Annotated in this window: 1 protein-coding gene and 1 pseudogene; both read right to left on the bottom strand. The window is 74.7% G+C overall.

The window, feature by feature from the left end; all coding sequences use genetic code 11:
• Positions 1-180: pseudogene (locus D8M29_RS12855) on the bottom strand (cell division protein DivIVA); the annotation flags it as partial.
• Positions 177-924, bottom strand: a 748-nt coding sequence (locus D8M29_RS12850) for a TIGR00730 family Rossman fold protein (protein WP_127446060.1), incomplete at its 5' end; no start/stop codon positions are given. The pseudogene D8M29_RS12855 and the gene D8M29_RS12850, both read right to left, overlap by 4 nt.

The raw sequence follows: 924 nt of genomic DNA, 5'->3' as shown, positions 1-924 counted from the left end.
CAACCGCAGCAGGTCGACATCCGCCGCGCGCGGCCGCTCCGGCAGCAGCACGGGGTGCCCCGGCGTCCGCCCGGCCGGGTCGTCGGCCCGGAGCGTGAGCCGGCCCGCGAGGGCGGCCGCCAGGGCCGCCAGCACGACGACGAGCACGGCCACCAGGACGATCCACTGCGGCCCGCTCACGCGTCGGCCCTCCCCGCCGAGCGGAGCACGCACGCGACGGCCTCCTCGGCCGTGTCCACGAGGTGGAACAGGTCCGGGTCCTCGGGCGAGATCATGCCGCGCTCCACGAGCGTGCCGCGGATCCAGTCCACAAGCGGGCTCCAGAAGCCGCGGTCCACGAGGACCACGGGGAAGCGGGTGACGGTGCCGGTCTGCACGAGGGTGAGGGCCTCGAAGAGCTCGTCCAGGGTGCCGAGGCCGCCGGGCAGCACGATGAACCCCTGCGCGTACTTGAGGAACATGACCTTACGGACGAAGAAGTAGCGGAAGTCCACGCCCACGTGCACCCAGGGGTTCAGGCCGGTCTCGAACGGCAGCTCGATGCCCAGGCCCACGGACTCTCCACCGGCCTCGTGGGCGCCCCGGTTGGCGGCCGCCATGGTGCCGGGCCCCCCGCCGGTGATGACCGTGTACCCGGCCTGGGCCAAGCGGCTCCCGACCTCGTGGGCCAGGGCGTACTCGGCGCTGCCCTCGGGCGTGCGCGCCGAGCCGAACACGGAGACCGCGGGACCCAGCCTCGCGAGGGTGCCGAAGCCCTCCACGAACTCCGCCTGGATGCGCAGGACACGCCAGGCCTCGGACGTCGTCGAGGTGACGTCGGCGGCGGGGCGTGCCGCGTCGCCGGGCCGCCGGCCGTCGAGGAGGAGCTGGTCGAACGTGGGGGTGTGCGCCGCCTCCCCGCTCACGACCTGCCCTCCTCGGCGG

Origin of the sequence: Micrococcus sp. HSID17227 (assembly GCF_003989405.1) — a bacterium.
GTDB lineage: Bacteria > Actinomycetota > Actinomycetes > Actinomycetales > Micrococcaceae > Micrococcus > Micrococcus luteus.
The sequence above is the reverse complement of the archived record's forward strand: the minus strand, read 5'-3'. Positions and strand labels throughout refer to the sequence as shown.